Origin of the sequence: Paraburkholderia sp. J63, from assembly GCF_905220245.1 — a bacterium.
GTDB lineage: Bacteria > Pseudomonadota > Gammaproteobacteria > Burkholderiales > Burkholderiaceae > Paraburkholderia.
Window position 1 is genome coordinate 159,425 of the sequence record NZ_CAJMZF010000003.1, and the last position, 26,973, is coordinate 186,397.

Annotated in this window: 24 protein-coding genes; 17 read left to right on the forward strand and 7 right to left on the reverse strand. The window is 65.1% G+C overall.

Annotation, left to right across the window (positions count from 1 at the left end):
- The first annotated feature begins 35 nt into the window (after positions 1 to 35).
- The 4 genes from U5775_RS04980 to U5775_RS04995 are packed head-to-tail and all read left to right on the forward strand — an operon-like array spanning position 36 to position 4,805.
- Complete coding sequence (locus U5775_RS04980; RefSeq protein ID WP_322057007.1) at positions 36 to 233, forward strand: ferredoxin; 198 nt, start codon at positions 36 to 38, stop codon at positions 231 to 233.
- 20 nt (positions 234 to 253) lie between these two features.
- Positions 254 to 1,504, forward strand: a complete 1,251-nt coding sequence (locus U5775_RS04985) for an NAD(P)/FAD-dependent oxidoreductase (protein ID WP_322057008.1) — start codon at positions 254 to 256, stop codon at positions 1,502 to 1,504.
- Positions 1,505 to 1,515: 11 nt separating this feature from the next.
- Positions 1,516 to 3,024, forward strand: coding sequence for an aldehyde dehydrogenase family protein (locus U5775_RS04990; RefSeq protein WP_322057009.1), 1,509 nt, complete (start codon positions 1,516 to 1,518; stop codon positions 3,022 to 3,024).
- A gap of 53 nt (positions 3,025 to 3,077) precedes the next feature.
- Entirely contained in the window at positions 3,078 to 4,805 is a 1,728-nt protein-coding gene (locus U5775_RS04995; protein ID WP_322057010.1) for a GMC family oxidoreductase, read from the forward strand.
- A 45-nt stretch (positions 4,806 to 4,850) separates the two neighbouring features.
- Here U5775_RS04995 and U5775_RS05000 read toward each other — a convergent pair whose 3' ends face one another.
- The gene (locus tag U5775_RS05000; RefSeq protein ID WP_322057011.1) at positions 4,851 to 5,927 is read right to left on the reverse strand and encodes an alcohol dehydrogenase catalytic domain-containing protein; all 1,077 of its coding nucleotides are present in this window, start codon (positions 5,925 to 5,927) and stop codon (positions 4,851 to 4,853) included.
- A 196-nt stretch (positions 5,928 to 6,123) separates the two neighbouring features.
- On the opposite strand from U5775_RS05000, the gene U5775_RS05005 reads away from it, so the two are divergent.
- The 6 genes from U5775_RS05005 to U5775_RS05030 all read left to right on the forward strand — a co-directional run bounded on the left by U5775_RS05005 (position 6,124) and on the right by U5775_RS05030 (position 12,332).
- Positions 6,124 to 7,356: an ABC transporter substrate-binding protein gene (locus tag U5775_RS05005; RefSeq protein WP_322057012.1), complete on the forward strand. Its 1,233-nt coding sequence runs from the start codon at positions 6,124 to 6,126 to the stop codon at positions 7,354 to 7,356.
- 67 nt (positions 7,357 to 7,423) lie between these two features.
- Entirely contained in the window at positions 7,424 to 8,305 is an 882-nt protein-coding gene (locus U5775_RS05010) for a branched-chain amino acid ABC transporter permease (RefSeq protein ID WP_322057013.1), read from the forward strand.
- Complete coding sequence (locus U5775_RS05015) at positions 8,302 to 9,345, forward strand: branched-chain amino acid ABC transporter permease (RefSeq protein WP_322057014.1); 1,044 nt, start codon at positions 8,302 to 8,304, stop codon at positions 9,343 to 9,345. The genes U5775_RS05010 and U5775_RS05015 overlap by 4 nt, the downstream gene beginning before the upstream one ends.
- Positions 9,342 to 10,157, forward strand: a complete 816-nt coding sequence (locus U5775_RS05020; RefSeq protein ID WP_322057015.1) for an ABC transporter ATP-binding protein — start codon at positions 9,342 to 9,344, stop codon at positions 10,155 to 10,157. Before U5775_RS05015 ends, U5775_RS05020 begins: the two co-directional genes overlap by 4 nt.
- Complete coding sequence (locus tag U5775_RS05025) at positions 10,144 to 10,854, forward strand: ABC transporter ATP-binding protein (RefSeq protein ID WP_322057016.1); 711 nt, start codon at positions 10,144 to 10,146, stop codon at positions 10,852 to 10,854. The genes U5775_RS05020 and U5775_RS05025 overlap by 14 nt, the downstream gene beginning before the upstream one ends.
- 26 nt (positions 10,855 to 10,880) lie before the next feature.
- A complete protein-coding gene (locus U5775_RS05030; RefSeq protein ID WP_322057017.1) occupies positions 10,881 to 12,332 on the forward strand; it encodes an FAD-dependent oxidoreductase in 1,452 nt (483 codons plus the stop codon).
- 24 nt (positions 12,333 to 12,356) lie between these two features.
- On the opposite strand, the gene U5775_RS05035 is transcribed toward U5775_RS05030, so the two are convergent.
- Entirely contained in the window at positions 12,357 to 13,160 is an 804-nt protein-coding gene (locus U5775_RS05035; RefSeq protein WP_322057018.1) for a FadR/GntR family transcriptional regulator, read from the reverse strand.
- Positions 13,161 to 13,434: 274 nt separating this feature from the next.
- Here U5775_RS05035 and U5775_RS05040 point away from each other — a divergent pair, with 274 nt between their 5' ends.
- From U5775_RS05040 to U5775_RS05070, 7 genes are all read left to right on the forward strand, one after another.
- Positions 13,435 to 14,313, forward strand: coding sequence for an enoyl-CoA hydratase/isomerase family protein (locus U5775_RS05040; protein WP_322057019.1), 879 nt, complete (start codon positions 13,435 to 13,437; stop codon positions 14,311 to 14,313).
- A 69-nt stretch (positions 14,314 to 14,382) separates the two neighbouring features.
- Positions 14,383 to 15,177: an SDR family NAD(P)-dependent oxidoreductase gene (locus U5775_RS05045; protein WP_322057020.1), complete on the forward strand. Its 795-nt coding sequence runs from the start codon at positions 14,383 to 14,385 to the stop codon at positions 15,175 to 15,177.
- Positions 15,178 to 15,208: 31 nt separating this feature from the next.
- On the forward strand, positions 15,209 to 16,351 hold the full coding sequence (locus U5775_RS05050; RefSeq protein WP_322057021.1) for an acyl-CoA dehydrogenase family protein: 1,143 nt from the start codon (positions 15,209 to 15,211) through the stop codon (positions 16,349 to 16,351).
- Positions 16,352 to 16,391: 40 nt separating this feature from the next.
- The gene (locus U5775_RS05055; protein ID WP_322057022.1) at positions 16,392 to 17,141 is read left to right on the forward strand and encodes an electron transfer flavoprotein subunit beta/FixA family protein; all 750 of its coding nucleotides are present in this window, start codon (positions 16,392 to 16,394) and stop codon (positions 17,139 to 17,141) included.
- 14 nt (positions 17,142 to 17,155) lie between these two features.
- Complete coding sequence (locus U5775_RS05060) at positions 17,156 to 18,124, forward strand: electron transfer flavoprotein subunit alpha/FixB family protein (protein ID WP_322057023.1); 969 nt, start codon at positions 17,156 to 17,158, stop codon at positions 18,122 to 18,124.
- Positions 18,121 to 19,179: a cupin domain-containing protein gene (locus tag U5775_RS05065; RefSeq protein ID WP_322057024.1), complete on the forward strand. Its 1,059-nt coding sequence runs from the start codon at positions 18,121 to 18,123 to the stop codon at positions 19,177 to 19,179. The genes U5775_RS05060 and U5775_RS05065 overlap by 4 nt, the downstream gene beginning before the upstream one ends.
- 50 nt (positions 19,180 to 19,229) lie before the next feature.
- Entirely contained in the window at positions 19,230 to 20,861 is a 1,632-nt protein-coding gene (locus U5775_RS05070; protein ID WP_322057025.1) for an FAD-dependent oxidoreductase, read from the forward strand.
- Positions 20,862 to 21,003: 142 nt separating this feature from the next.
- Here U5775_RS05070 and U5775_RS05075 read toward each other — a convergent pair whose 3' ends face one another.
- From U5775_RS05075 to U5775_RS05095, 5 genes are all read right to left on the reverse strand, one after another.
- Positions 21,004 to 21,885 carry an alpha/beta hydrolase gene (locus U5775_RS05075; RefSeq protein WP_322057026.1) on the reverse strand — a complete coding sequence of 294 codons (882 nt, stop codon included), beginning with the start codon at positions 21,883 to 21,885 and terminating at the stop codon, positions 21,004 to 21,006.
- Positions 21,886 to 21,899: 14 nt separating this feature from the next.
- Entirely contained in the window at positions 21,900 to 22,817 is a 918-nt protein-coding gene (locus U5775_RS05080) for a fumarylacetoacetate hydrolase family protein (protein WP_322057027.1), read from the reverse strand.
- A gap of 55 nt (positions 22,818 to 22,872) precedes the next feature.
- Entirely contained in the window at positions 22,873 to 24,009 is a 1,137-nt protein-coding gene (locus U5775_RS05085; RefSeq protein ID WP_322057028.1) for a CoA transferase, read from the reverse strand.
- A 182-nt stretch (positions 24,010 to 24,191) separates the two neighbouring features.
- On the reverse strand, positions 24,192 to 25,382 hold the full coding sequence (locus U5775_RS05090) for a porin (RefSeq protein WP_322057029.1): 1,191 nt from the start codon (positions 25,380 to 25,382) through the stop codon (positions 24,192 to 24,194).
- 310 nt (positions 25,383 to 25,692) lie between these two features.
- Entirely contained in the window at positions 25,693 to 26,910 is a 1,218-nt protein-coding gene (locus U5775_RS05095; RefSeq protein ID WP_322057030.1) for a multidrug effflux MFS transporter, read from the reverse strand.
- Positions 26,911 to 26,973 lie beyond the last annotated feature (63 nt).

Sequence of the window (26,973 nt, forward strand, 5' to 3'; positions counted from 1 at the left end):
CGCTTTTTGAGCGGATAACTGAGCAAGGAAATGAGATGAAAATCAAGGTCGACGCAACGAAGTGCATCGGAGCGGGATTGTGCGTGGTGGCCGCGCCCAAGGTGTTCAGCCAGAACGAGGACGACGGTCTCGTCATTGTGTTGCAGGAGAATCCGCCGCCCGAACTGCATGAATCGGTGCGTGAGGCGGCGCGGCTGTGTCCGGCGCTGGTCATCACGTACGAGGACGCTTGAGCATTTGCGAGGGTCTAGTCATGGCAGAGGCAGGTATCGTGATCATTGGAGCGGGGCAGGCGGGCTATCAGCTCGCGGCCTCGCTGCGCGAAGCCGGCTACACGAAGCGTGTGGCGCTCGTCGGCGAGGAGTCGGAACTTCCTTATCAGCGTCCGCCGCTTTCGAAGGCGTATCTGGGCGGCGCGTGCGAAGCGGAGCATCTCACTTTTCAGCAACAGGCCTTCTATGCGAAGGCAGGCATCGAGCTGATGCTCGGCGAGCGCGTTTCGCGCATTGACCGCGTCGCCCGGTGTGTGTGGACGTTCGACGGACGCCGTATCGGCTACGAACAGCTGGTCTTTGCCACGGGCGCGCGCAACCGCAACTTTGCGGCGGCGCCGCGTGCGAACGGCTTGATCGATCTGCGCTCGTTGCGCGATGCCGGTGCGTTGCGCGCGGCGCTCGCCGAGGCGCGCGAGCCGGTGGTGATCGGCGCGGGCTTTCTTGGCCTCGAGTTCGCGGCGGTCGCCGCCGCGCGGGGCGTGCCCGCGCACGTGATCGAAGCCGGCCCCGCGCCGATGAGCCGGGTTGTGAGCGCGCCGGTCGGCGAGGCGTTCAGGGCGCATCACGAGGCGCTTGGCACGACATTCACATTCGATGCGAACGTGCATGCGATCCACGCGCAAGCGGGTCGCGTGAGCGCCGTCGAACTGGCAGATGGCACGACTATCCCGGCGGACCTCGTCGTGCTCAGTATCGGCGTCGTGCCGAACGCGGAGCTGGCGCAGGCGGCCGGGCTCGAGACCGACAACGGCATTGTCGTCGATGCTTCGCTTGCGACCGCCGATCCGAACGTCTATGCGCTCGGCGATTGCGCCTCGTTTCCGTCGCGCTTTGCCGACGGGCGCTGCCGGATCGAATCGGTGCAGAACGCCGTCGATCAGGCGCGCTATCTGGCCGCGCGCCTCGCGCAGCAGGAGCCGGTTGCCTTGAGCGCGTACGACGCGGTGCCGTGGTTCTGGAGCGATCAAGGCGGGGCGAAGCTGCAGATCGCCGGCCTTGGCATGCGGCGCGCCGAGGAAATCGTGCTGCGCGGCGACCGCGGCGCCATGAAGTTCTCCATCTATGGCTTCGCGCAAGGTCGCCTGATCTCCGTCGAGTCCGTGAACCGTCCTGGCGATCATATCGCTGCGCGGCGTCTCATCGCGGCGGGCGCGGCTGTCTTGCCCGCGCATGTCGCCGATGAGCGTTTCGATCTGCGCTCGCTGCTCGAGCCCTCCCTCTCTTCATAAGGATTCCTGAAATGCAGACTGGATTGTCATCGCCCCGGTATGCCACGCTCGGCGAGCAGAGCGCCGGCTTCATCGCTTCGGCGCATCGCATGCTGATCGACGGGCGCTGGGTCGAGGCATGCTCCGGCAAAACCTTCGATGTCTTCGATCCGGGCACGGGGCAGGTTGTCGCGCGAGTGCCTGAAGGCGCAGCAGAGGATATCGACCTCGCCGTCAAGGCGGCGCGCCGCGCGTTCGAAACCGGTCCCTGGCCGGGCATGAAGCCCGCGGAGCGCACGCGCCTGCTGCTCAGGCTCGCCGACCTCATCGAAGCCCATGGGGACGAATTCGCCGAGATCGAAACCGTGGACAACGGCAAGCCGCTCGCCATCGCGCGGCGCGGTATCGCCGGCACGGCAGAGATGGTGCGTTACATGGCAGGCTGGGCCACGAAGCTCAATGGCGAGACGGTCAGTGTCTCGCAGCCCGGGGAATGGCACGCCTATACGCTGCGCGAAGCCGTGGGCGTAGTGGGGCAGATCATTCCGTGGAACTTCCCGCTGTCGATGGCGATATGGAAGCTCGCCCCCGCGCTGACCGCGGGCTGCACGGTCGTGCTCAAGCCCGCCGAGCAGACGCCGCTCAACGCGCTGCGGCTCGGGCAGCTATTCGAGGCCGCGGGTTTCCCGCCCGGCGTGGTGAATATCGTCACCGGCTTTGGCGCGACGGCGGGTGCGGCGCTCGCCGCGCACGCGGGCGTCGACAAGGTCGCCTTCACCGGCTCGACCGGCACGGGCAAGCGCATTGTCGAGGCCTCGCTCGGCAACCTGAAGAAGGTCTCGCTGGAACTGGGCGGAAAGTCGCCGGTGTTCATCTTTCCCGATGCGGATATCGAACGTGCGACGCCGGCCGCCGCCAATGCCATCTTCTTCAACAGCGGCCAGGTGTGCTCGGCCGGCTCGCGGCTCTATGTCCACCGGAAGGTCTTCGACCGCGTGGTCGAAGGCGTGATCGCCCACGGCGACAAGCTGGTCGTGGGCCATGGCCTCGATCCGTCGAGCCAGATGGGGCCGGTCATTTCGCACGCGCAGAAGGAGCGCGTCGAACGTTATGCCGAACTCGGGGAGCAGGAAGGCGCCCGCCGCCTCGGTGCACCGCGCGCATTCGATCCGGACGGCTATTTCGTTGCGCCTTCCGTGTTCGTGGATACCTCGCCGGGCATGGCGATCCGCCGCGAGGAAATCTTTGGGCCGATCGTCTGCGCGATGCCTTTCGACGACGAGGATCTCGAGCACATCGCCTCCGAAGCCAACCAGACCGAATTCGGTCTGTTCGCCGGTATCTGGACGCGCGATCTCAGCGTCGCGCACAAGCTGGCGCGCCGTATCAAGGCGGGCTCGGTGTCGGTCAACGCACACATGGTGAACGAGCCGGCATTGCCGTTCGGTGGCTACAAGCAGTCGGGCTGGGGACGCGAGCGTGGCCGCGAGGTGCTCGATCTGTACACGTCGCTCAAGAGCGTGGCAGTCAGCCTGGATTGATGCGGGCTCCTGAGGCGCAGTCACGCGAAAAGACCATAAAAGCAGGAGACACGATGACAACCTTTGACACCATCATTGTGGGCGGCGGTTCGGCGGGCTCGGTGCTCGCCCATCGCCTTTCGGCGGACCCGTCACGGCGCGTACTGCTTTGCGAGGCGGGTGCGGATCTGCCCAACGACAGGCTGCCCGCCGCCATCCTCGACAGCTACCCGGGCACCGCGTATCTGAATCCGGGCTACCTGTGGCCCGAGTTGCGCGTCACGACGGTGGCCGCCGAACCCGGCTCCGGCGCGGCGCGCAAGCTGCGCAAGTACGAGCAGGCGCGCATTCTCGGCGGGGGCTCGTCCATCAACGGGCAGTTTTTCAATCGAGGGGCGCCGTCCGACTACGACGACTGGCAGGCGCGCGGCGTGCAAGGCTGGAGCTGGAACGACGTTCTTCCGTATTTCCGGAAAGTCGAGCGCGATCTCGACTTCAGCGGTCCGCTGCATGGCGCATCGGGACGCATTCCGGTGCGCCGCATCATGCCCGACGTCTGGCCCGGTCATGCGAGCGCGGTGGCCGCCGGGCTCCGGCAGATGGGCTACGAGTATCTGCCGGACCAGAACGGGGACTTCCGCGACGGCTACTTTCCGATCGCGATATCCAACGCCGATGAAAAGCGCGTATCTGCCTCGATGGCGTACCTCGACACCGCCACCCGCGCACGCCCGAATCTCACGATCTGGACCGGGACGGAAGTCGCCGGCCTCCTGTTCGAGGGCCGTCGTTGCGTCGGCATCCGGCTCGATATGCCCGGACGTCCCGCCGAGGTGCGCGCGCAAGAGGTCGTGCTCTCGGCGGGCGCGCTGCAATCGCCGGCCATTCTGATGCGCTCGGGTATCGGGCCGGCGGCGCATCTGCGCGAACTCGGCCTCGAGGTCGTGGCGGCGCTGGAGGGCGTCGGCCAGCATCTGATGGAGCATCCCTCGATCGCGCTAGCCTCCTTCATCCGCAAGGGCGCACGCGTCAACGCGGCGACGCGGCGGCACATCCTGACCGGCTGGCGCTACTCGTCGCAAATCGGCGGCGCGCCGGCCGGCGACATGTTCGTGTCGATCGTGACGAAGACGTCGTGGCATGCCGTCGGCGAGCGCATCGGCACGATGCTCATGTACGTGAACAAGCCGTTCTCGAACGGCGGCGAAGTGCGGCTCGCCTCGCCCGACTGGCGTACGGCGCCGGAAATCGATTTCAACATGCTCGCCGACGAGCGAGATCTGCAACGCCTGATGGACGGCTTCCGGCGCATGGCCGCCGTGCAGGCGCTGGCCAGCGTGAGCGCGGTGACGGCCGATCCGTTTCCGGCCAGCTACAGCGAGAAGGTGCGCCAGGTGGCCATGCTGAGCCGGCGCAACAAGCTCGTCACCGACCTGCTGGCTGCGCTGCTGGATGGTCCCGCACCATTGCGCAGCCTGTTGATGCGCAAGGTCATCGCGGGCGGCGCGACGCTCGCGGAGTTGCTCGCGGACGATGACGCGTTGCGCGCGTTCGTGCGCAACGCCTGTGTGGGCGTCTGGCATCCGTCGAGCAGCTGCCGCATGGGGCCGCAAAGCGATCCGCTCGCGGTCACGGACAACGCCGCGCGCGTGCGCGGCGTGGAAGGCCTGCGCGTCGTGGATGCATCGATCTTTCCGCATATTCCGAGCGGCAATCTGAACTTCCCGGTCATGATGGTTGCGGAGAAGGTTGCCGACATGATGATCGAGCAGCCGCGTTTCGCAGCGGCGCGGTCGGCGTAACACCCGTTGAGGCTCGCCGGCCAGCCCGGCGAGCCCGCGTGTGGGCTAGCCGGCTTCGGGGATGAGCACGGCGCGGCCGCGAATGCGGCCGGCCTCCAGGGCGTCGAAGGCTTGCAGCGCATCGGAGAGCGCGAAGCGCGTGACGAGCGGGCGGATCGCGCCACGCTGGGCTAGCGCGATAACGGCGGCGAGGTCGGCATAGGTGCCGCCGTAGGGACACATGACCGTGACACCGCGCGGCAACGCGTTGTGCGCGGAGCGGGCGACAAACGGCAACGTGCCGCCGGACAGACCGATCACGCGGATCGCGCCGTAGCGGCCGACGATGGCCGCTGCCGTGCGCAGCGTCTCATCGGTGCCGACGAAATCGAGCACGACGTCGGCGCCAAAGCCGTCGGTCATCGCGAGGATGGTGGCGGCGAAGTCTTGCGCGTCGGCGCGCAGCGTGATGTCGGCCCACGGGCGCGCGGCCTCGATGGCTTCGTCGCTCCGGTCGACCGCGACAATGCGCGTGGTGCTCGTCGCGCGCAGGATCTGCACGGCCAGATTGCCGAGCCCGCCGAGACCGATCACCACGGTGGTCGAGCCGGGATGCAATAACTCCGCGCAGGTCGCGATCGCATGGTATGGCGTGAGCGCGGCGTCGGTCAGCGTGGCGGCGATGGCCGGGTCGAGGTCGCCGATTGCCATGAGCGCACGCGCCGGCACGCGGACGTAGTGAGCCATGCCGCCGTCCTTCGTGACACCCGGGGTGGGAGGCGGCGCGAGGCGCGAACCGGTATTGCGGCAGGCGTTCTGGCGTCCTGCGAGGCATGCGGTGCAAACGCCGCACGACCAGCATGGATGCACGACGACACGCTCGCCCGGCTGCCATCGCGTGACTGCCTCGCCGCATTGCTCGACCACGCCTGCGATCTCGTGGCCAAGCGTCGTGCCATCCGGGGTGCGCGAATCGGTGGCGTTGCGAATATGCAGATCGGTCTGGCACAGGCCGGCGGCCAGTACGCGAAGCAGGACCTCGTCCGGGGCCGGCTCGGGGCGCGGCACGGATGCAAGTCCCACTTCGCCCTGACGTGCCAGCTTTACGCTGTGCATGGTGTTGCAGCAAGTCTGCTGATTCATTTGCATTCCTGATTGATGGCGGTGTTAAACGAAGCTAAACCCGGAGCTAACCCGGAGCGAACCCAAGGCTAAACCCTTAGGGCGTCATTCTTGACAGCGGAAAACGCACGATTTTATGATTATGCCAAAGGTTCATCCAATGAAAAACACGAGATCGAATCCATTCGATGCTTATTTTCCGGTTGAGGAGACAGTCATGAACGTTGCAAACCCGACCGCGACAGCGCGGCCCCAGTCCCGTTGGACGCAAGCGCTGTGGCAGACCTTCGCCGCTGTTGCGTTCGCGTGCTCGGTATCGGCCCACGCCGCTGCGCCGGCCGTGATCTGCTCGGTGGACGATCGCAGTGGCGCGGCGGCCGATACGGGCACGCAGGGCTTTCAGGCCGTGCAGCTCGCGGTCGACGAAGCCAACGCAGCGGGCGGCGTGGCGGGCCACAAGATTTCGCTGATCTCCTACGACGGCAAGACCGATCCGCAACTCACCGCCACCTTCGCGTCGCGCTGTGCCGAAGACGACAAGGCGCTCGTTATCATCGGCGGTAATCCGTCGGCACCGGCCGCCGCCATGATTCCCGTCGCGACCGACGACAAGATCCCGTACTTCATGCTGTCCGCCGGCACGGATTCGCTGACCAATCCGCCCGCGCCCTGGCACTACCGCTTTGGCCCGGCCAACCGTCAGGACGCCGCGGCGATCGCGGACTTGCTTGCGAAGCAAGGTTTCAGGCGCCCGGCCATCATCAACAACTCGCTGCCGTTCGGTACCGACGGCGCGCGTGCGACCCGCGCGGCACTCGAGGCGAAACACATCACCGTGGTCGCGCAGCAGACCTATGACGTGAACGCGACCGATCTTTCGCCGCAATTGATCAACCTGCGCGAGGCGAAGCCCGATGTTCTGCTGGTGTTCCCCTACGCAGCGGATGGCGCGCGTGTGCTGCGCACCGCACGTCAACTGAGTATCAACATGCCGATCGTCGTCTCGCGCAGCGCGCTGCTCGACACGCTGCGCCGCCTTGCCGGACCGGCGAGCGATGGCGTTCTGGTTCCGGACACGGTGGACCCCGATCGCCCCGACGTAAAGAAGTTCTTCGCGGACTTCAACGGACGCTACGGTCCGCATCAGCCGACGCTCTATCCCGTGATTGGCTACGACGCGGCCAAAGCGGCGCTCCAGGTCATCGCGACGCCGGCGGTGCAAAAGGCGCTCGACGCGGGCGATGTTGCCGGCGCGCGCCTTGCATTTCGCAACGCCATGGATCAACTGGGCCAGTTCAAGGGCCTGCAAGGTGAGGCGGGCGCGGCCTACCACTTCAGCCCCCAGCAGCATCATGGTTCGCCCGACCAGAACTGGTACGTATTCGTCCAGGTGACCGATGGCGGCGCGCGTCTCGTGAAGCCTGATCTCCAGACGTTCAAGCCGCGCTGACGCGCCCAACCCACCCGGCGCAGTGCCGCGCGAATGCGCCTGCGCCCCATGTACGAGGGTCCATCTCATGGACAGGATGGCGGTATTTCTCTGCGCCGGTTTGACGAATGGCAGCGTGTACGGGCTACTCGGCTTGTCGCTTTCGCTCATCTACGGCACCAATCGCGTCATCAATTTCGCGCAGGGCGAGTTCGTGATGCTGGGCGCCATGTCGGCAATCTTCTTCATGCTCACGTGCAGCTTGCCCACGCCGCTCGCCATTGCCGCAGTGATGGTCGTGGCGATGGTTGCGGCGCTCGCGCTCGAGTTCGGCGTTTATCGTCCGCTCGTGCGGCGCGGTGCGCCGCCTTTGACGGTGATGATCGGCACGCTGGCCGCCGCGACCATCGCGAGCGGCGGCGCGTTGCTGATTTGGGGTGCTAACCAGCTCTACGTGCCCAACGTCTTTTCTCTCGATCCGATCGCGGTCGGTTCGATCACCACCACCATGCAGCAGATCGCCATTGTCGTGGCCTTCGTCGTGCTGCTCGGCGTCACGTGGTTCCTGTTGTACCGCACGAGCTTCGGGCTCAGCATTCGCGCAACGGGCGCGCAGCCGCGCATCGCGCAACTGATGGGCATTCGCCCGGAGCGGGTGGTGCGCTTCGGGTTCATGTTCAGCGCACTCGTCAGCGCGCTCGCCGGTGTGCTCGTCGGGCCGCTGCTTGGCGGTCAGGTGTCGATGGGCGTCGGGCTGACCGTGAAGGGCTTCATGGCGGCGATTCTCGGCGGCCTCGGCAGCCCGTTCGCGTCCGCGGCCGGCGGTCTTGCCATTGGCGTGCTCGAAGCGTTTGTAGCCGGCTATGGCAGCAGCCTCTACGCCGAGCCCATCATTTTCCTGCTCATCCTGATTGTGCTGCTCGTGCGCCCGTTCGGGTTGCTGGGCGACTTCGAGGCCGCTCGCCGATGAAACCTACGTCTATCTCTCCCGCTGCAGAGCGGGGACTTCGTCTGCCGCTGATTTCGCCTGCCTTCGTGGTGTTTCTGGTCGCCGCGCTGTGCGCACCGCTTGTCATGACCACCGGCTTCCAGATGCGCCTCGTCTCGCTCATCGGCATCTACGCGATCCTCGGCATGGGCTTTAACGTGCTGTACGGCTATTGCGGTCAAGTGTCGATGGGGCATCAAGGTTTCTTCGGCATCGCCGCATACGCGTATGCGCTGCTGCAGTCGAGGGCCGGCTTTTCCGTGCTTGCCGCCGTTCCCGCGAGCCTCGTCATCTGCGCGCTGGTCGCGTTGCTGATCGGCATTCCGTTGCTGCGGCTGCGTAGCCACTATCTGGCCATGGCGTCCCTGTGCTTCGGCCTCGTGATCTCGGGCGTCGCCGACCGTTGGATCGACGTGACGGGCGGCTCCGCCGGCATCCTGATTCCGCCGCTCGCGATGGGTGACGAGCCGCTGAGCCGTCTTCAGCTCTACTATCTGATCGTCGTTGCCGTGACCATCGTGCTGATTTTGCAGAACGCCATCGTATCGGGGCATTTGGGCCGTTCGCTGCAAGCGATTCGCGACGACGAGCGCGCGGCGGCGGCGCTGGGCGTGAACGTCCCGGTCCAGAAGCTGCGCACGTTCGTCTTCAGCGCGGTGCTCGCCGGCATTGCGGGCATTGGCTTCGCCATGGTCAACCAGCAGGTGAGCCCGAGCATGGCCGAGTTCCCGACGCTGGTTTCGATGCTCACGATCGCGGTGGTGGGCGGCCTTGCCACGCGGTACGGCCCGATTCTCGGCGCGCTCGTAGTGGTGGTCGCGCCGCAGTTGCTCGCAGACTTCGGCGATTTGCAAACGCTCGCCTATGGCGTATGCCTGCTGCTGTTTTTGATCTTCATCCCCAACGGCTTGTCCGGCCTCGTGGTCTCGCTGGCGGCATGGTTGCGCGGCCGGAATCGGGCGGTCCGCAACGTGCAGGGATTGAGCGACGGCGTGACGAAAGAGAACGGAGCCGGACGATGAAAACTGTTCAAAAGGCGCGTACGCCTGTCAACGGACCTGTGTTGCTGTCGATTCAGGAGGGCGTCAAGCGCTTCGGTGGGCTGTGCGCGGTGGACAACGTATCGTTCGATGTCCACGAGGGGGAGGCGGTCGGGCTCATCGGACCGAATGGAGCGGGCAAGTCCACCACCTTCAATCTCATCACGGGCGTGGACGCCCTGAGTGCGGGCGAGGTGTTCTACCAGGGCGCGCGCATTACGGGCGCGCCGCTGCATCGGCGAAGCGCAATGGGCATGGCGCGCACGTTCCAGATCGTGCGTCTGTTCAGCGGGCTCACCGTGCTCGAAAACGTGATGCTCGGCTTTCATCCGAAGCTGGTCGATGGTTTTCTTCCGTCACTGCTGCGCAGGCGGCGCGTGGCCGGGGACGAGAGGCGCTATGAGCAACGCGCGCTCGAACTGCTGCGGTTCGTGGGACTCGAGTCGCGCGCAAACGATCTCATCGTGCATCTGCCGCACGGTCAGCAGCGCCTGATCGAAATCGCGCGTGCGCTCGCGAGCGATCCGGCCATGCTGCTGCTCGACGAGCCGGCGGCGGGCCTGAACGACGACGAGACCGCTGCGCTCGGGCGCATGTTGCGCGAGTTGAACGAGGACGGGCTCACGATTCTGATCGTCGAGCACGACATCGGCTTCATCATGAATCTGTGCCACCGCATCGTCGTGCTCGATCACGGCGCAAAGATTGCCGAGGGCAATGCGGCCGAGGTGCAGTCCAACCCGAAGGTGATCGAGGCGTATCTGGGGGTCAGGGGGGCACATGCTCAAAATTGAGGGACTCTGCGCGGGATATAAAGGCACCGAGGCACTTCACGGTGTCTCGCTCGACATCCCGGGCGGCACGATCGTCTCGGCGGTCGGCGCGAACGGCGCGGGCAAATCGACGCTCATCAACGCCATTTCGCGTCTCGTGGACGTCACGCAAGGCCGCATCGTGTTCGACGGCGAGGACATCACGCGGCTTTCGGCGCCGGACGTCGTCGAGCTCGGCATCGTGCAGGTGCCCGAGGGCCGCCAGGTTTTCGCGGCGCTCACGGTGAGCGAGAACCTCGAACTCGGCTTTCACCGTCTGAGACGCCGCCGCGACCCGGCGCTGTTCCGCAAGCGGCTCGATTACGTATACGACCTTTTTCCGAAGCTTGCGGAGCGCGCGAGCCAGCGCGCCATCACCCTGAGCGGCGGCGAGCAGTCCATGGTCGCCATCGGCCGCGCACTCATGGCCGACCCCAGGCTGCTGCTGCTCGACGAGCCCTCGCTCGGGCTCGCGCCGCTCGTGGTCGAGCACATGTTCGATGTGCTGCGCGTATTGCGCGACGCGGGCCTCACGATGCTGCTCGTCGAGCAGCACGCCGACGAAGCGCTCACCCTCTCGGACTATGGCTACGTGCTGTCGGTCGGCCGCGTCGCCGCACAGGGCGCGGGCGAGTCGTTGCGGCATCAGGAAGCGATCCAGCAAGCGTATTTCGGGTGATGGCAGGATTCGACAGCGGAGACACGATGACAATTGAAAGCACCCTCAGCGCCGACGTGGCGATTGTCGGCGGCGGTCTGGCAGGGCTCGTGGCGGCCAATCGCTTCACGGAGCTCGGCGTGAGCGCCGTCGTGCTGGAGGCAGGTGGCGAAGCGCAGTATCCGGCCAACTCGCGATATGCCGGTGGCGTGTTTCATATCGCTTTTCACGATCTCGACGAGGCACCGGACGTGCTCGCGCAGGCCATTGCGCAGACGAGCGCGGGGCTGCGCGACGCTTCGCTCGCCGATGCGCTCGCCCGCGACGGCGCCCGCGTGGTGCGTTGGCTCGCCTTGCGTGGCGCGCAATTCGGCCGCGGCGGCGATTATCCGTTCATGGGCAACATGCTCATGCCATTCAGTCTGCGCGAGACGGGCTTCAAGCATCACTGGCGAGGAAAGGGGGGCGATCGCCTGTTGCAGGCGCTGGAGCAGGCGTTCGTCGCGAAGGGCGGGCGCTTCGTGCGCGGCACGCGGGCCCAGGCGCTGACAATGACGGGCGGGCGCTGTGCCGGACTGCGGGCGACGACGAGAGAGGGCGGGCGCCTGGAGGTCCGGGCCAATGCCGTTCTGCTCGCCGATGGCGGATTCCAGGGCAACGCGGAGATGGTGCGCGAGTCCATCTCACCTCGTCCGGAGCATCTGTGCAAGCGCGGCGCCGGCACCGGCATGGGCGACGGCATCCGCATGGCGCACGCGGCGGGCGCGGCGCTGACCGGAATGAACCGCTTCTACGGGCATGTGCAGCACAAGGCGGCACTGCACGACGAAGCGCTTTGGCCGTACCCGGTGCTCGATATCGTGGCGTCCTGCGCGATCGTCGTCGATGCGAGCGGGCGGCGCTTCACCGACGAAGGCCTGGGCGGCGTGGCGCTTGCCAACGCGATTGCGTCACTCGACGAGCCGCTTTCGTCGTTTGTGATACTCGACGAGACGATCTGGGAGACGGCCGGTCGCGCGTTCTTGCTGCCGCCGAATCCGGCGCTCGAGGAACTCGGCGCGGTGGTGTATCGCGCGGACAGCGTCGCAGCGCTCGCGAATCGACTCGGCATGGATGCGCAGGTGCTTGCCGCAAGCATCGACACCTATAACGGCGCGCTGGAGCAAGCGGCGCTCTCCTCGCTGGAGCCGCCACGCACCGTGAAGCCGGCGATGCTGGCGGGCGGCGCAGCCCCGGTGCGCGGGCCGCGCTATATGGCGATTCCGCTATGCGCGGGCCTGACCTACACGATGGGCGGCATCGTGATCGACGCCGATGCGCGCGCGCTCGACGAAGCAGGCTGCCCCGTGCCAGGCCTCTACGCGGCAGGGGCGACGACGGGGGGCATAGAAGGCGGAGCCAATTCCGGCTACGTGGGCGGGCTCATTAAAGCCGCGGTCTTCGGGCTGCGCGCGGCCGAAGCGGCCACGCGCGAGCTGGGCGGCTTGCGAACTCAATGAGGCCGCAGTGAGCGCGGGCGCGCCTTACCCGGCGCGCGCGCCTTCGGACGTTTGCGCGAGATAGTGCTTCTGCAACGCCTTCAGATGCGTTTCCATCTCTGCGGCGGCCTTGTCTTCGTCGCGCGCGATCAGGTGCTTGAGCAGACGCTTGCGCGAGGGCATCACCGCGCTATCGGGCAGCGGTGAGATCACTTCGAGCAGCTGTTCATGAATCTCCACGAGTGCGTCGGTCAGGATCACGAGCACCGGATTGCGGGCGGCACGCGCGAGCAGCTTGTGAAATTCCAGATTGATGCGCACCCGCTCGCGCAAATCCCCCTTTGCGACCGCAGCCTCGCTTTCCTTCACGTTTTCGCGTAGCGCCTCGAAGTCTTCCTCGCTGCCCCGTGTGCACGCGAAACGAGCGGCGGCCACGCTGACGATAAGCCGCGCTTCGGTGAGATCGGCGGGCTTGATCGCACCGAGCCGGAACAGGTCGGCGAAACCCGCGATCACCGCGTCGCCCTGGCCTTCGCGCACGAACGCGCCACCGGTTGCGCCCTTGCGGAACTCGAGCACTCCGCCGATCTCCAGCGAGCGCAATGCCTCACGCACGGTATTGCGCGACAGGCCGAACGATTCTGCGAGTTCCCGTTCCGAGGGGAGCCGGTCGCCTGGCTGCAGCGCGCCAGTGGCGAGCTGGCTGCGGATCTGGTCGGCCACGAATTCGAATGCCCGGCGCGTCTGCACCGGCGAATAGGCGGGCGTTGGCCGCGCGGACCCCGACGCGGGTGTGGCGGAAGCGGGGGCATCGGTGTTCGGGGTGGCGCGCCGGGAAGTGCGGGTCATGGTGGAGGCTTTCAATGATTAATCCATTCGAAGGATAAACGGATGCTAACCGCTCGGGGGGCAATCGACAAGGTGCCGAATGGCCACGCACACCCAGGCAAAACCAGACGAACCCGCGATGCCGTGCCTGGCGTTTAACGCACTTGACATGCGGCTTCTTCTGCGCAACTATAACTCCAATATTAGTCAAAGGTTGAACCAATAACTCGATAACTTTCAGTCGGCGGACACCTGCCTGCACAGCGGGGGCCGACCCATCCAGCAAGGAGGCACGATGAGCGAAGACCTGAGGGACCTCGTGACGTACGAGGCAAGGGACGGCAGGGCATACATCACGTTTTGCCGCGACGACAAGCGCAATGCGCTGACGTATGAAATGTTCGACCGCATGATGGAGCACATCGAGCGCGCCGAAGCCGACGACGATGTGCGCGTGATCATTTTCCGCAGCGAAGGCCGCGACTTCTCCACCGGTCACGACCTGGCGCAGGTGGGCGCAAAGGAATACGGCTTTTCGAAGGATCCCGGCGCGCGCCGGCCGAGCCAGCGGATTCGTCTTTCGTTCGACAAGCGTCACGTCGAGCAATTTCGTCAGTTGCTCTATTGCACCAAGCCGACGCTTTCGCTCGTCCAGGGTTACTGCGTGGGCGCGGGACTCTACATCGTCGAGGCGAGCGATCTGGCGATCGCGGCCGAAGACGCAAAGATCGGCCACCCCGAGCAGAAGATGGGCCTTGCGGGGGCGTCGTACATGACCAGCATCAACATCCTCGCGCTCGGGCCGAAGAAGGCGCGCGAAATTCTGCTGCTCGGCGAGGTGATGAGCGGGAACGAGGCGGCGCGCATCGGCCTCGTCAACAAGGCGGTGCCTGCCGCCGAGCTCGAAGCGGCGGGCGAGGACTGGGCGGAGCGCATCGTGCGCCTGCCGCGCGATGCGATTGCGATCGGCAAAGCCGCGACGCATCTGTCGCTCGATTCGCTTGGCATGACTTCGCAATTCGTGCAGGGCTACGTGATGCATGCGCTGGGGACCAACATCCGCTACGAAGCCGACGAAAACAACTTCATGAAGGAGCGCCGCGCCAAGGGCGTGACGGGCGCGGCGCACTCGCGCGAGAACCGCTACGAAAACGACGCGAAATCGGGCGACTGATGCCGAGGCGCCAGGCACTGACACACTATTTGCCCGTGGGGCACGGGCAAGCTGAAATAAAGGCGGAATATGCAAACTGATCTAACCGGCGCTTCGGCGGTCGTGCTCGGAGGAACGAAGGGCATCGGGCGCGCGTCAGTCATGAAGCTCGCGCAAAGCGGCGCGAACGTCGTGATCCAGGGGCGCGACGAAACGGCGGCGCGCGAACTCATCGACGCATGCCGCGGCTGGCCTGGCGAGCGGGTGTTCGTCGCCAGCGACCTGCTTTCGTATGGCGGGGTCGAGGCGGCCGTCGAGCATGCGGCCACGCGCTACGGCAAGGTCGACATCGTGGTGGCGAGCGGCGGCCCGCGCGAACCGAAGCCGAAGCTCTTCGTCGACATGACCGCCGACGAAGGGATCGCTTGCCTGACGAGCCGCTTGATGCCGCGCCTCAATGCTGTTCATGCAGCCGTGAAGTTCATGCGAGCGCAGCAGTACGGCAAGATTGTGCTCATCACCACTGACGCCGCGCGCATTCCCACGCCGAGCGAATCGATGATCGGCGCAGCGGGCGCTTCGATCATGTTCCTCACGCGCGCGCTCGGCGCCGAGCTCGCGCATCTGGGCATCCGCATCAACTCGGTGGCCACCACGCTGACCACCGGAACGCCGGCGCACGATCGTTTTCTCGCCGCGAAGGAAGCCGGTTCGCAGGAGGTCATCGTGAAGGCCTTCACGAAGGCGGAGCAACGCGTGAAGTTCAAGCTCAACAGCGCCGAGGATCTCGCCGAGTACATCCTCTATCTATCGAGCCGGGAGTCGGACCAGGTTTCCGGGTCGACGTTGAGCATCAATGGCGGCCTGTCTTTCCCGAGCTACTGAGCGCGCCACGATCCAGGAAGAAGGAAAGCATATGCGTCTTAACGAAGATCTCGTCGCCATCCGCGAATCCGTTCGCCGCATGGTCCAGAAGGATGTCTTGCCGCTCGTGCCGGGCATGGAGCAGGACGATCGTTTCCCTGCGGAACTCGTGCCGATTTTCGGCGACATGGGCCTGCTCCAGTTGTGGCTCCCCGAGGAGTACGGCGGGCCCGGCGGCAACCTGAAAATGGTGTGCATCGTGAAGGAGGAGATCGCGAAGGTCTCGCTTGCGGCCGCCACGCTCTGCGGCAACAACTCCATTTCCTTCGTGCTGCCCATCCTGCATTACGGCACCGAAGAACAGAAGGCGCGCTGGCTGCCGCTCGCCGCGCAAGGCCGGCTCGTGAGCGCGATTGCGGTGACCGAGCCGCAGGCGGGCTCGGACGTTTCATCGATCAGAACGCGGGCGGTGCGCGACGGCGATAGCTACGTTGTCAACGGACAGAAGAACTGGATCACCTGGGGCGGCCACGCGCAGTATGTGCTGCTCTTCGCACGCACGTCGGACGCGCCGGGCTCGGAGGGGATTAGCGCTTTCATGGTCGACACGAGCACGCCGGGTTTTCGCCTCGGGCGTCAGGAGCACAAGATGGGCCGCCACGGCGCGCCCAATCACGAGCTGTTCTTCGACGACATGCGCATTCCCGCGGATTGCCGCATCGGGGCCGAAGGCGATGGTTTCAAAGCCTGCATGAAGGTGCTCGACCTGAACCGGCCGACCATCGCGGCCACTTCGCTCGGGCTCGCGCAGGGGGCGCTCGACGTGGCCGTGGCGTACGCGAAGGAGCGCCGTCAATTCGGCCGGCCGATCGCGGAATTTCAGGGCATGCAGTTCAAGCTGGCGGACATGGCGATCAAGGTGGAAGCCGCACGCAACCTGCTCTACAACTGCGCCGACGAGATCGATTCGGGCGATCACTCGCGCCTGAACATGCTCTCTTCGATGACCAAGTGCTTCGTCACCGACGTGGCGATGGAGGTCACGATCGAAGCGGTCCAGGTGCTGGGCAGCTACGGCTATTCGAAGGAGTTTCCCGTCGAGCGCATGATGCGCGACGCGAAGCTCAACCAGATCATCGAAGGCACGAACGAGATCCACCGGCTGATCGTCGCGCGACGCTTGCTCGCGGGCTGATACGCACAGCGAGAAGCGAGAAATACGGAGGGAAGCAAACATGAAGGTCATGGTGGCGGTCAAGCGCGTGCTTGACTACAACGTGGCGCCGCGCATTGCGCGTGACGGGAGCAGCGTCGATATCTCGAACGCAAAGATGTCGATGAACCCGTTCGACGAAATCGCGGTGGAAGAGGCGGTGCGGTTGAAGGAAGCGGGCGTGGCGACCGAAGTGGTGGTCGTGTCATGCGGCGTGGCACAGGCGCAGGAAACGCTGCGCAACGCGCTTGCGATGGGCGCCGATCGCGCGCTGCTGGTCGAAACCACGGCGGAGTTGCAACCGCTTGCCGTGGCGAAGCTGCTCAAGGCGCTGGTCGACAAGGAGCAGCCCTCGCTCGTGCTGCTTGGCAAGCAGGCGATCGACGACGATTCGAACCAGACCGGCCAGATGCTCGCGGCGCTGGGCGGTCTGCCGCAAGCGACGTTCGCGTCCAGGGTGACGATTGCCGACGGCAAGGCCACGGTCGCGCGCGAAGTCGACGGTGGCGCGCAAACGCTGTCGCTGACGCTGCCGGCGGTGGTGACGACGGATCTGCGTCTGAACGAGCCGCGCTACGTGACATTGCCGAACATCATGAAAGCGAAGAAGAAGCCGCTCGAGACGGTCGATCCGGAGCATCTGGGCGTCGACGTGTCGCCGCGCCTGAAGACGCTGAAGATCGTCGAGCCGACGAAGCGCACGGCGGGTGTCACCGTACCGGACGTGAAAGCGCTGCTCGAAGGACTGAAGACCCAGGCCAAGGTGCTGTAAGGGAGTGCATGGAAATGACGATTCTGGTTATTGCGGAACACGACAATACGTCGATCAAGGCCGCGACGTTGAATGCGGTGTCGGCGGCGGCGATTGTCGCGACGTTGCTCGACGAGGAGATTCACGTCGCGATTGCCGGCTTTCAGGCGCAACCGGCCGCCGACGCCGCGGCGAAGATTGCCGGCGTGTCGAAGGTGCTGTTGGCCGACGCGCCGCAACTGGCGAATGGCCTCGCTGAAAATGTCGAGGCGACGATTCTGGGCATCGCGCAGGGCTACTCTCACATTTTCGTGCCGGCGACGGCATACGGAAAAAATATTGCCCCGCGTATCGCGGCGAAACTCGACGTCGCGCAGATCAGCGACGTGACGGCCATCCACGCCGCCGATACGTTCGATCGTCCGATCTATGCGGGCAATGCGATCGCGACGGTGCAGTCTTGCGATCCGGTCAAGGTGATCTCGGTGCGCACGACCGGTTTCGACCCGGCCGGGGCCAATGGCGGCTGCGCGCCGATCGAGCGGATCGAGGCGGCAGCGCACGCCGGCGTCTCGCAGTTCGTGAGCCGCGAAGTGACGAAGCTGGACCGCCCCGAACTGACGAGCGCGGACATTGTCGTCTCGGGCGGCCGGGGGCTCGGCAGCGGGGAAAACTACACCAAGGTGCTGGAGCCGCTGGCCGACAAACTGCAGGCAGCACTGGGCGCCTCGCGTGCGGCGGTCGACGCGGGCTTCGCGCCGAACGACTACCAGGTCGGCCAGACCGGCAAGATCGTTGCGCCGAAGCTGTACGTCGCGGTCGGCATTTCGGGCGCGATCCAGCATCTGGCCGGAATGAAGGATTCGAAGGTCATTGTCGCAATCAATAAGGATGCCGAAGCGCCGATCTTCAGCGTGGCCGACTACGGTCTCGTGGGCGACCTCTTCGAGCTCGTGCCGGAATTCGTCAGCAGTCTCGAAACCAGAACGGGAGTCCCCTCATGAGCGAAGCTGCCATGAGCGACACGGCACAACGCCAGGCGTTGGCCGCGGAGCTCGATCAGTACAACTGCCGGGTCGCGCAACCCACCGACGGGCCGCTCTTCACGCGCACGCCTCAATCGTCGATGCAGGTCGCCCACTGGAAGGCCGCCGACCTCGAGCGCCTGCTCGACAAGATCGGCGCGAACCTGAAACTCGAAGCGGGCGGCCAGCGGCGCACGTTGCGTCTTGCCAATCGCGGTTTGCCGTTCGGCACGACGCCCACGTTCTGGGCTTCGATCCAGGTCATTCTGCCGGGGGAGATCGCGACGGCGCATCGCCATACCGCCAGTGCACTGCGCTTCATCATGAAGGGGCGGGGCGCGGACACGATCGTGAACGGCGAGCGCTATGAGATGAACGAAGGCGATCTCGTGCTCACGCCGGCCTGGACCTGGCACGATCACGAGCACAAGGGCGACGAGCCCATGATCTGGTTAGACGTACTCGACATTTCGCTCGTGCGCTCGATGCATGCAACCTTCTTCGAAGGCAGCGAGGCGCCGCGACAGCCGCTCGCGCCCATCGTGGATGGCTCGTATCGCGCGTATGGCAGCGGCATCATGAAGCCGCTGTCCACGCACGAGGTGCCCGAACTGAACCCGCTGCTCGTCTATTCGGCGGGGCGCGCGCAAGATGCGCTGCGCCTCGCGGGCGAACTGCCGCCCGACCCCTGGGACGATACCGCGCTCGAATACCTGAATCCGCTCACGGGCGGCCCGGCGCTGCCGACCATCGGCACCGTGCTGCAGAGCTTGCGCCCCGGCTTCCGCACGAAGGCGCATCGGCATACGGGCAGCGTCGTGTATTACGTGATGCGCGGCCAGGGCACGACCATCGTCGACGGAACACCGTTTGAATGGGGCGCCGGTGATTTTCTGGCGCTTCCGCCGTGGGCCGTTCACGAGCATATCAACCGATCCCCGGACACATCCGCGATGCTCTTTCAGGTCAACGACATTCCCGCGCTGCGCAAGCTCGGGCTGTATCGCGAAGAACCGTCGGACGCGCAAACTTGATCGAACCAGGCGGCGCCTCGATGCGCCGACCCAACAAATGGAGAATGGAGATGCAAACACCGGTTTTGATCGTAGGGGCGGGGCCCATCGGCCTTGCGCTTGCAGGAGACCTCGGCTTTCGCGGCGTATCAACCCTGCTGATCGAACGCAGCGACGGCCAGGTCGTGCAGCCGAAAATGGACATGGTCGGCGTGCGCACGATGGAGTATTGCCGCCGCTGGGGCATCGTGCCCTGGGTGCATGATGCGGGCTACAACCGCGACTATCCGCAGGATTGCGCGTGGGTGACCGGCCTGAGCGGCTATGAGTTCGGCCGCGAAGTCTTTCCGAGCCCAAATGAAGAAAAGTGCCCGCCGCAGAGTCCGCAAAAGCGCGAGCGCTGCCCGCAGAACTTTTTCGATCCCGTGCTGCGCCGCTTTGCGGAGCGCTCGCAGCTTGCCACGATCTCGGTTAACACGGAGCTCGTGAGCTTCACCGAAACCGAAAGCGGCGTGACCGCGCGTTTGCGCGATACGCTGAGCGGGGAAGAACGAACGGTCGAGGCACAGTACCTGGTCGGGACGGACGGCGGCGCGAGCACGGTGCGCCAGGCGCTCGGCATCGGCATGACGGGGGAGCCGACGCTCACGTATACGACCAACGTCGTGTTCCGCTGCAAGGATCTCGAAGCGCTGCACGACAAAGAGCGGGCTTACCGCTATATCTTCATCGGCCCCGAGGGGACCTGGGCGACGCTCGTGGCGATCAACGGGCGCGATCAGTGGCGTTTTTCGCTGGTCGGCGACGACACGCGCCATACGCATGACGAAGCCTATATGCGCGAGGCGATCGTGCGCGCGGTCGGGCGGGAATTCGACTTCGAAATTCTCTCGCTGCTGCCGTGGGTCCGCCGGCAGCTCGTGGCCGATCACTACGGCACCAAGCGCGTGTTTATTGCCGGCGACGCCGCGCATCTGACTTCGCCCACGGGCGGGTTCGGCATGAACACCGGTATTCAGGATGCGGTGAATCTGTCGTGGAAGCTGGCTGGTGTGCTGCAAGGCTGGGGCGGCGAGCATCTGCTCGCGACCTACGAGACCGAGCAGCGTCCCGTGGCGATCCGCAACGTCGCCGAGGCGACCGGCAATCTCAAGCGCATGCTGTCGCCGCGCGTACTGGCGCCTTCGCCCGCGATCTTCGAGGACGGGCCGGAGTCGGAGGCGGCGCGTATCGAGTTCGGCAACGCCTATACGGAACTGATGAAGCGCGAGTGGTTCTCGATCGGCATTCACCTCGGCTACATGTACGAGGGCTCGCCGATCGTCGTGCCGGATGGCACGCCGCAGCCGCCGGACGAAGTCTCCACCTATGTTCAGACGGCGCGCCCGGGTTCGCGTGCACCGCACGTCTGGCTGGCGGAGGGGCATTCCACGCTCGATCTGTTCGGTAAATCATTCGTGCTCCTCTGCTTTGGTACGGAGCGCGGCGGCGTCGATGCGTTCGCGGAGGCAGCGCGCCTGCGTGGCGTTCCGTTCGAGGCGGTGTCCATCGACAATGCGGATGCACGCACGCTCTATGAACGTAACTTTGTGCTCGTGCGTCCCGACGGTCAGGTCGCATGGCGCGGGGACGCCTTGCCGCAAGATGCGATTTCGCTGATCGACACGGTGCGGGGCGCCGTCGAGGCCGGTGTAGGTGCGTAGCGACGCGCGCGGCAAGATCCGGCTAGTTAGTTAGCCGCGCAAAAAGGGCCGCTCCGGCTTAAACAAACGCCGGAGCGGCCCTTTCTTTTGCTTCCTGTCTGCGCGTATTCTTCGAGGCGCGACAAGCGATCAATGCGGGCGATCAGCGCGCCGAATGACGTTCGATGAACGGCAGAATCGCTTCGTTGAACGCTTCGTTGCGATCGCCGGCGATCATGTGTCCGGCGCCGCGCACAAGGCCGATCTCCAGTTGCGGCAATGCTTCGCGCAACTCCTCGATCCCCTCGCGCCCCACGACATCGCTTTGCGCGGCCAGCACGAGCATCGCGGGGATCGTCACGCTGCGGCACATCTGGAGCACTTTCGCCGCGTGACTTTCCCGCATGGGCTTGTCGCGTCGTGCGAAGAATCCCGGGTCCCAGTGCCAGTAAAGGCGTCCATCGTCCCGGCGGCGCAGGTTTTTCATCAGCCCTTGCGGATTGCTCGGGCGTGGACGGTGCGGGTTATAGGCGGCGACGGCATCGGAAGCTTCCTCGATGCTGGCAAAGCCGTTTCGATGTCCGTTCAGGAAGTCATGGACGCGCTTCAAGCCCTGCGGTTCGACGCGTGGCGCAATGTCGACGAGGACGATCGAGCGGGCGTACCCGGCGTGCGCGCGGCCGATCGAGTGCAGTGCGGTCATGCCGCCCATCGATGCGCCCACAATCGCCGGAGCGCCTCCCAGATGGCGCACGACCGCATCGAGATCGTCGGCCAGCCGCTCGTACGAATAGTCGGACTGCGGCGACCAGCCGCTCTCGCCGTGGCCGCGCGCATCGTAGGCCAGTGCGTGGTAGCCGAGCGCGCCAAGCGTGGCAACGGTGCCGCGCCACGAGTGGCGCGTCTGACCCGCGCCATGCAACAGGACCACGCCGGGCTGGCCGCGTTCGCCGGCAACGCTGGCGGCGAGCGTGAGCCCGTCGCCAGCGGCGATCGGCTCGTCGCGCAGCGGCGCAGCTGAGGAATCGAGGCGATTTTCGTGCATCTGCGCCGCTCCGGTCATGGCGTCGAGACGGAGGCCGGGTCGGGCTGGGTGCGCGACTTGTCCCAGACCGGATGGTCGCCGTTTTCGCCCTGCACGACGTCGAGCGTCATGGAGCCGACGCGCGCGATCTTGATGACGACCTTGTCGCCGGCCACGATCGGGCCCACGCCGGCAGGCGTGCCCGACGCGATGATGTCGCCGGGGTAGAGCGTCATCACGGCCGAGGCCATGCGGATCATCTCGGGAATGTCGACGATGAGGTCCCGTGTGCTGGCGCGCTGGCGCAGCTCGCCATTCACCGTGAGCTGGAGGTCGATCGCCGTGTGATCGGGCACCTCGTCTGCCGTGACGATCCACGGGCCGACCGGGCAGAACGTGTCGTAGGACTTGCGCATCACGCGCTCTTCCTTGCCGCGCACCACCACGTCGATGAGGCAGGCGTAGCCGAACACATGATCGAGCGCCTGCTCGCGGCTGATTTGCCGGCCGCCCTTGCCGATGATGACGGCAAGCTCGCACTCGTGATGGATTTGCCGCCCGGGAATACTTGGCAGTACGATCGGTTCGGCAGGGCCGGAAAGACTCGAATTGGCCTTGAGAAAGAAGCCCTGGCCGTCCGCCTTGAACGGTGAAATGAGGCCGGTGCCGCGCTTCATTTCCTCGACGTGGGCGTGATAGTTGGCCGGGAACGCGATCACCTTGTTCGGCCACGCGATGGGCGTTTCGAGCCGCACCTGCGCAAGCGGCTTGCGCGGCGCGGTGGCGGCAAGCGCGGCGAGGCGCGCCTTGAGCGAAGGGAAGCGCTCGATCACATGGAGCATGCCGACGGGCGGCCATGCGCCGGGCGTGACGTTCACTTCGCCCGTGATATCGATGATGTCGTCGCCTTCCACGAGGCCGATGCGGCCGCCATCGAAGCTTGCGAGTTTCATGTTGAATTCCTGTGGGTGGTAAAAGAGATCAAGCGGATCGAGCGGATCGAGTGGATCAAGCGCCCCGGATTTCGGCGTCGTGCTCGCCGATCGACGGCGGACCGAATCGCGCGGGCAGGCGTCGTTCGTCGAACGTCGCCGGATAACGCGCGGTGCGGATCGGGCCGACCGGCGAAGGCACGAACTCGAATACGCGGTTATGGTTCACCTGGGCGTCGTTGAGATAATCGTCGAGCGAAAAGACGGGCGCGGCGGGGACGTCGAGCGACTCGAAGCGCTCGAGCCAGTAGGCCGTGTCACGCAGCTTGACGACTTCGCCCACGCGCCGGAAGAACTCCTCGGCCATGGCGACCGGGTCGGTCATCTGCTTGAAGTCGGCCTTCCATTCGGGACGATCGATCGCGTTGAGGGTCTTCGACATCTGCGCGCCGTTCGCCGGCGAGATCACCACGTGTCCGTCCGATGTCTCCAGCACCTGTGAGGCCGGCGGCTTCCACGCGGAAGTGTCGCCCTCGAACGTGCGATGCTGGTACATGTCCGGGAAGTTGAAATAGCCCATGACGTCGAGCATCGGCAGCTTCACGTGCGTGCCCTTGCCGGTCTTCTCGCGCTCGTAGAGCGCGGCAAGAATGGCTTGGGCACCGAACGTTCCGGTGATCTTGTCGACCATGTTGAACGGCGTGACGGAGGGCTTGCCGTTGCGCCCCTCGGCGGCAACGATGCCGGTGCGGCCCTGAATGAGCGAATCGAATGCCGGAGCGTTGGCAAGCGCGCCGGTGTCGCCGAATCCATTGATCGACAGGCGCACGAGGCGCGGGTTGAGCGCAGCCAGCACGTCCTGGCCGAGGCCGAGCGAAACGGCGACGCGCGGGCGCCAGTTCTCCACCAGCACGTCCGCATGCTCGATCAGCGCCTTCAGCCGCGCGACCCCGGCTTCGGTTTTCAGGTCGATGACGACGCTGCGCTTGCCACGGTTTGCGTTGGTCCATGACGCGCCGAATCCGTCGCGGTTATGGCCGAACTTGCGAAAGCCGTCGCCGCCCGGCGGCTCGACCTTGATCACGTCGGCGCCCAGGTCCGACAGCATCATTGAGGCGAACGGGCCGGTCAGGAAGCTCGAGGTTTCGATGACGGTCACGCCCTCGAGCGGACGCTTGCCCGCGCCCGCGGCGGGGTGGTTGGTTTCTGGCATCTGATGACTCCGGAGAAGACGGGCGGTGTAGTGCCCTTAAAGTTCATTGAACCAAAATTCATTGGATCAACCTTTGATATTTATAGCATGTTGAGCGGAGCCCCGCACGATGTCAAGCCGGCATCTGAAGGAAAAAGGCCGGCATGGATAGCCGGCCCGGGGCACTTCACGTCACGTTCAATCTAGAACTTGTGCCGGATGCCGACCCGTGCAACGAACTGGCTCTGCCTGTTCGCGGGCGTTAGCGTGACGAGGTAGGGCACGGCTGCCTGGCCGGTGGAGTCCTCGCCGGCGGCCTTCATCCATGCGGCGGTGATATAGACGTCGGTGCGCTTCGAGAGGAAGTAGTCGAGCGCGGCGTTGACGGTCTGATAGCTGGCGCTTTCCTTGCCGTCTATCGCGCCTCCGCGCAGATAGTTATAGGACGCGCCGGCGAGCAGAAACGGCGTGATGTAGTAGCCCGCATAGATGTTGTAGTTATTGAATGCCGCGTTGCCGGTATAGCCGAACGGGTTGGTGAGCGAGAGCGTGCCGGAGGCCGGGTCGTTGAGGTTCTGGAAGCGAATGTTCGAGTAGCCGAGCCCCACCGTCAGCGATCCCAACGCGTACTGTGCGGCCGCTGCCGCGATCTGCATCGTGCCGGCCGAGGCGAACCCGCCATAGATCGGATTCACCTGCACACCGCTTGTGGGGCCGAGATTGTTGGCCGTCGTCGAGCCGGTTGTGTTATTGCCGTAGAACGACTGGTTGGGGTTGTTGATGTGCATGTAGCCTGCCGCGAGCGCGACCGGGCCGGATTCGAAGTGCGCGCCGACCGACCAGATGCTGTTGCGGCCAAACGCCCCCGCAGCGCCGCCGAAGCTGTAAAGACCCGTGAGCGTGACGCCGGCGAAAACGGGGCTCGTGTACTTGATCGAATTGTTGATGCGCTGGGAGTCCGCCACATTGTCGATATCGCCCGGGTGGTCGGCAAATGCGCCGCCCGCGTAGCTGCCAGCCTGCATGGGACCGATTACGTCGACGATCGAATCGTATTGGCGTCCGAGCGTGATTTTGCCCCAGCGCTGCGAGGTGAGCCCGACAAAGGCCTGCCGCCCGAAGAAGGTGTTGCCTTGCTGAAAACGCCCCGTGCCGACGTCGAAGCCGCTCTCGAGCACGAATACCGCCCCATAGCCGCCGCCGAGGTCCTCGTTGCCGCGCAGGCCCCAGCGCGACGCCTGGAGCAGGCCTGTCGACATCGACCACAACGAGCCGCCCGAGCGGCCGTTGGCCGCGCCCGCTGCACTCGTTTGCACATTGTTCACATAGTTGATGCCCTCATCGAGCAAACCATAGAGCGTCACATTGCTTTGCGCGCAAGCGCTGCCTGCCATACCCAGCGCAAGCATGCCCAACAGGGGTTTTCCAAGCCTCAATTTCGTCTCCTCGTAGGGAATTGATCACCAAACCCGATAAATTTTCACTGCTTCTATTTCGCCCAACACTTGGTCCAATAAATCATTGGATGAACCATTAATTAAACTATCGAGGAGACGTTTTTCGCTGTCAAACGAGAACAAACCCCAGGTGCAACGGTTGTTGTGACGGTTGTTGCAATGGCGGTTGCAATGTTTGTCCGCACAATCGGCTGCGCTGCGTTCGACCTTCTCCGTTTTTTCTTTCCAGCCAGGTGCGCGTTCGCGGCTATGCCACGGAGCCCTGATCGGCTGCCTGAACCGCTCGTGGCACGGCCTTGAACGACGCCCACGCAATAGCGCTCGAGACGATCAAAGCCACGATCATCGAGAGCATGGGATTGGCCGGCACGAGCCCCACGGCAGCGGTGCAGAGCGCGCCGTAGCCCATTTGCAGACAGCCATACAGGCCGGCCGCGGCGCCCACCACGGTGGGCTCCACGTCGAGCGCACTGCTGATCGCGAAAGGACTGGACAGCCCGGTCGCGAAGAACATCACGATCATCGGCGCCATCACGCCCGCCACGGTAAGGGTGTCGAAATACCACGACACCAGCAGGCTCGCCGACGCCGCGCCCATGATGAGGCTCGCCGCAATGAGCGCCGTGCGCGGGAAAACCTTGCCGGCAAGACGTTTTGCCGTGGTTTGCCCGCTCGCGAGCCCGACTACCAGCGAGAAGTATGCAAAGCCGAACGCCTGCGCGGATAGCCCGAACCTGGCTTCGAGGATGAATGGCGAGGCGGAGAGAAACGCGTAGATGCCGGTGGTGGCGCTGGCGCCGCCAAGGCTGTGCGCGATGAAGGTGGGCGAGCGCAGCAGTTGCAGATAGCTGCGTGCGTAGAGTCCCACTTTCACTTCGCGCGAGGCGGTATGGGTTTCCGGCACGCGTAGCCACACGGCGCTCAGGATCAGCACATTGACGGTCGATAGCGCGAGAAAGATCGCGCGCCAGCCAAGGTGCTCGACGAACTGGGCGCCGATGACCGGCGCAACCGCCGTGGCCACCGCCATCGCAATGCTGAGTGTGGCGAGGCGCCGGATGAGCGTGGTCGATCCGGAGCTATCGCGCGCAATTGCACGGCCAAGCACGAGGCCGGAACAACCGCCGAGCGCTTGCACAATGCGCGCGAACTCCAGGCTTCTGAGCGACGGCGCAAACGCGGCCGCAAAGCTCGCCACGACGAATAGTGCGAGGCCCGCGAGCAGCACGGGACGGCGACCGTAGCGATCCGACAAGGGGCCGTAGATCAACTGCCCGATCGACAGACCGATCACATAAAGCGTGATAGTGAGCCCGATACCAGCCGACGACGTATGCAGTTCGTTGGCCGCGAGCGGCAATGCGGGCACGAATACATGCAGCGGGAAAGTGCCCGACAGCGTGATGCAAACGAGAATGAAGAGGGACGGAGGGCGGACAAGCGCGTGTCTGGCGGAATCGCTCATTTCATTTAATAGTCATTGGATGAACCATTAATATATACAGAGGTATCATGAGCCGTCAACGTG